The sequence below is a fragment of the Burkholderiales bacterium genome, assembly GCA_013695435.1.
Taxonomy (GTDB): Bacteria; Pseudomonadota; Gammaproteobacteria; order Burkholderiales; family JACMKV01; genus JACMKV01.
Genome location: JACDAM010000129.1, coordinates 1 through 3935, shown reverse-complemented (window position 1 = coordinate 3935; position 3935 = coordinate 1). Strand labels below are relative to the sequence as shown.

General features: G+C 59.0%; 5 protein-coding genes. 3 read left to right on the top strand and 2 right to left on the bottom strand.

The window, feature by feature from the left end; genetic code table 11:
- Positions 1 to 554 (top strand): phosphoenolpyruvate carboxykinase (GTP) (locus H0V78_06725; GenBank protein ID MBA2351473.1); only part of this gene is annotated, 554 nt, incomplete at its 5' end.
- 177 nt (positions 555 to 731) lie between these two features.
- Here the strand turns inward: H0V78_06725 and H0V78_06720 are convergent.
- On the bottom strand, positions 732 to 959 hold the full coding sequence (locus tag H0V78_06720) for a hypothetical protein (GenBank protein MBA2351472.1): 228 nt from the start codon (positions 957 to 959) through the stop codon (positions 732 to 734).
- 396 nt (positions 960 to 1355) lie between these two features.
- On the opposite strand from H0V78_06720, the gene H0V78_06715 reads away from it, so the two are divergent.
- Together H0V78_06715 and H0V78_06710 are read left to right on the top strand one after the other, a co-directional pair.
- On the top strand, positions 1356 to 1712 hold the full coding sequence (locus H0V78_06715) for an HPF/RaiA family ribosome-associated protein (GenBank protein ID MBA2351471.1): 357 nt from the start codon (positions 1356 to 1358) through the stop codon (positions 1710 to 1712).
- A gap of 138 nt (positions 1713 to 1850) precedes the next feature.
- Complete coding sequence (locus H0V78_06710; protein MBA2351470.1) at positions 1851 to 3020, top strand: hypothetical protein; 1170 nt, start codon at positions 1851 to 1853, stop codon at positions 3018 to 3020.
- Here H0V78_06710 and H0V78_06705 read toward each other — a convergent pair.
- Positions 3004 to 3723, bottom strand: a complete 720-nt coding sequence (locus tag H0V78_06705) for a DUF502 domain-containing protein (GenBank protein ID MBA2351469.1) — start codon at positions 3721 to 3723, stop codon at positions 3004 to 3006. The genes H0V78_06710 and H0V78_06705 overlap by 17 nt on opposite strands.
- Positions 3724 to 3935: the final 212 nt, after the last annotated feature.

Here is a 3935-nt window from a genome sequence, read left to right as displayed (position 1 = left end):
CAAAGCGGCTGTTCGGATGCGCGGCTTTCTCTTTTGAATCGGGCGTTTATATGGCCGCCAGCATGGGCTCGGAAATGATGGCCGCCGCTGCCGGCACCATGGGCGAAGTGCGCCGCGATCCGATGGCGATGCTGCCGTTCTGCGGCTACAACATGGCCGATTATTTCAAGCACTGGCTGAAGATCGGCAAGACGCTGTCCAAGCCACCGCGCATTTTTGGCGTCAACTGGTTCCGCACCGACGAGAACGGCAAATTCATGTGGCCCGGCTTCGGCGAAAACATGCGCGTTCTGAAATGGATCGTCGATCGCGTGCATGGCCGCGCCGAGGCGGTGAAAAGCGCGCTTGGCATGGCGCCACGCTATTCCGATCTCGACTGGAAAGGCATGAGCGGCTGGGATGAACAGCAATTCGGCAAGGTGATGTCGGCCGACGAACAGGATTGGAAAAACGAACTCGCTTCGCAGAAGGACATGTTCGACAAATTCAGCGGGAAAGTGCCGCAGGAGCTGGAGCGGAAACGGGAGGAGTTGGGGGCAAGCATGCAAGGTTAGTTGTAATCCTGACATCAGATTAAAAAACAGGCGCCCCGCGGTGCCTGTTTTTTTCTCGCCGCTTCAAAGCAACCGAGAATCATCTTCGCTTCCAGCGATGTCGTTTCCTAATCGACGTCCCCCGACTCTCGCTGATGCCGAATTGTTGTAATGAGGACGGCACCGCCTGCTTCGTCCTCAGGCATTTCGTAGTAATGGTAGAGCGCGACATACCCCGAGTGTCCTTAGGAGATGACTAGCTTGCCCGTCGGCAATGAATTGCTTTCGTTTTTCGGCATTGCGCGTTTGCTGCTCGATCGCTTCGAGCATGAAAGCGTGCGCCGTTTTTCCTGTGCCCTCTTCGATCGACGCGACACGCTCTTTTAATCCGGCGGAAGTTTCAAGGGTGGTTGGAACGGAAGCCATGCTGAGAATGTATCGAGTAAGTATCACCATGGTATTACCGCGCACATGAAGTCACTCTAAACGGTTCGACGAGAATTACCGGGTGTCCGCGGCAGAAGCGAATCAAGAAATCAGACGCAACAAAAGCAGGTAAAAACTACAATTGCGCGGTTAATTCTTCCGAGCGTCGTCCCGCCGACGAGCGGAAAGTCGAATGGCTCGTCATGAGTCTGGGGTTAGATGAACAATCCGACCCATGTCATTCCCGCGCAAGTGGAATCCAGGTTCCCGGATAGCGGGCTGCTACGTGGTTCGTTGCGCAAAAACGGATTCCGCTTGCGCGGGCAAGAAGACTCCCGCTTACTGGAGCCGTTCTTGCTCAGGCTTGAACGCTTAACTGATAAAAGGATCTCAGTAATGCAAATTCAGGTCAATACCGACGATCACATCGCGGGCCGCGTCGAACTGGCTCGCCGGGTCGAAGCCGAGGTTGACGACGCCTTGAGCCGATTCAGCGACCAGATTACCCGCGTCGAAGTGCATCTGAGCGATGAGAACAGCGAAGCAAAATCCGGCGGCGGCGACAAGCGCTGCCTGATCGAAGCGCGGCTGGCAGGTCGTCCGCCGCTCGCGGTAAGCCATGAGGCGGCGACGATCGACGAAGCGTTCGGCGGCGCCTGCGACAAACTCAAACGATCGCTCGAAAGTCTTTTAGGCAAGCTCAAGGATAAACACGGACGCGCAACGATCCGGGGAGAACCCGGCGACGCCTGAAAGCGATTTAAAGCCGCAAGCATCGCGGATGCTTGTAAGCAAGATGCCTTTGCTGGAGCGCGTCATCGCAGTCGGCGGCAACGGCAAGCTTATCGACACTCCCCGCCCTGCCTGTCAAAAACTCCAGAGGAGAAAGAAATGGATGAACCAGTCAACGATTCCCTGAAGGAAATTCTGGCTCGTCGCGAGCCGCCGTGCCTGTCGCTCTACCAGCCGACGCACCGCACGTATCCGGAAAATCGCCAGGACGCTATTCGCTACGGTAATTTATTGAAAAAGATCGAGGAATCCCTGCAACAGCACCACGCTGCGCGGGATATGGCGCCGCTCCTCAAGCGCTTTCGCGCGCTCGCCGACGATGTCGATTTCTGGAATTACACGCTCGACGGACTTGCAGTGCTGGGCGCGCGGGATTTCTTCAAGATCTTCAGACTGCAACGGCCGGTGCCCGAACTGGCGATCGTCGCCGACAGCTTTCACGCAAAACCACTGCTGCGCATTCTGCAATCGGCCGAGCGCTACCAGATGCTGGCGGTAACCCAGGACGAGATCAAGCTGTATCAGGGCACGCGCGACGCGCTCGATGAGGTCGATCTGGCGGATGGTGTGCCGCGCACCCTGACCGACGCGCTGGGCGAGGAACTCACCGATCCGCGCCTGACCGCATCGTCTTATGGAATGGGTTCGGGCGGCCCAAGCGCGTCGCGAGGGGAGCCGGGCATGTATCACGGCCATGGCGGAAAAAAGGATGAGGTCGATATCGACCGCGAACGATTCTTCCGCGCTGTCGATCGCCCTATTCTCGAGCACCACTCGCGCCCATCGGGCTTGCCGCTGATTCTGGCCGCCCTGACGGAGCACCACGCCGCGTTCCACAAGGTCAGCCACAACCCGTTTCTGATGGCGGATGGAATCAGGATAAATCCCGACGCAGTCACGCTCGATGAACTGCGCGCCCGTGCGTGGCGAGTCGTCGAACCGGAATACCATGCGCGGCTTGCACGGCTGGTCGAGGAGTTTGGTTCCGCGCGCGCGCACGACTTGGGCAGCGACGATCTGGCCGCTGCCGCCAAAGCCGCGGCGACGGGTAAAGTAGCCAAGCTGCTGGTCGAAGCCGGCCGCCAGATTGCCGGACGGTTCGATCGCGCAACGGGCGATATCGCGCGTGACCGCCTCGCCGATCCGGAAGTCGATGATTTGCTCGATGACCTCGCCGAAACCACACTCGCAATGGGCGGCGAAGTCGTCGTCGTGCCCCCGGACAAAATGCCGACGACTACCGGAGTTGCCGCTATTTATCGTTATTAACGCCGGATTTGCGCGCGCTGGTCGGGACGGCAATCTTCGACCCTTCCCGGTAATGAACGATGTCCGGCCCATTGACGCCGCCGGTGAAGATGAAGCTCATCGCTTCGTCCATGGTCCAGTCAGTCGGGGTTACTTGATCGAGCGGCACCAGTTCCATGTAGCCGGAAGTCGGGTTGGGTGAAGTCGGTATATAGACCGCCGCCAGCTCGCGATTATCGTTGGCGTCGCGCAGGATGCGCGTGACGAAACCGATGGCTTTCATTTCGGGCGACGGAAAGTTAATCAGAACCACCCGCTGAGTCTGCTCGGGCTGGCGTTGGAACGAAGCCAGCACTTTTTGCGTGCCGCCGTAGATCGCCTTGACCATCGGAATCCGCTCCATCATCCGCCCAAAGGCCGCGATCAGGCGTCGGCCGACAACTCGCGTCGTCGCCCATCCAAGCAGGTAGAGCCCGATCAGCGCGATGACGATCGCAAGCGCCGTTTCGAATTCCGGTTCGAGCAGGAACAGCGACACGTCTGGCATCGCCACGTGCGCCGAACGCGAAAGCGCGAGCACCCAGGGTCGCCCAAGCCGATGCAGTTGCGAAAACAGAAAATTGAAAACCAGAAAGGTGACCCACAGCGGCAGCAGCGCCAGCATGCCGGTCAGAAGGTAGCGCAGCAGGTGGGGAACCAGGAAGGCGCGGCGGGCCTTTGCCATATACGACCTCTAACTTGTGACGGGACGCTGGCCTTTGGGCTGATTTCGTCTCGGCTCGACAGTCTGTCACAGGCTTGCGCACCCCTCAACCGCCAGCGTCGGACCCGAACCGACGCCGAGTTATGAAGCGCGAACGGCCTTCGCTGGCGATTGCGATGGAGCGAACCGAAGCACCAGATAACCCAGAACGCCGCAGATTACCGAGCCTGTGA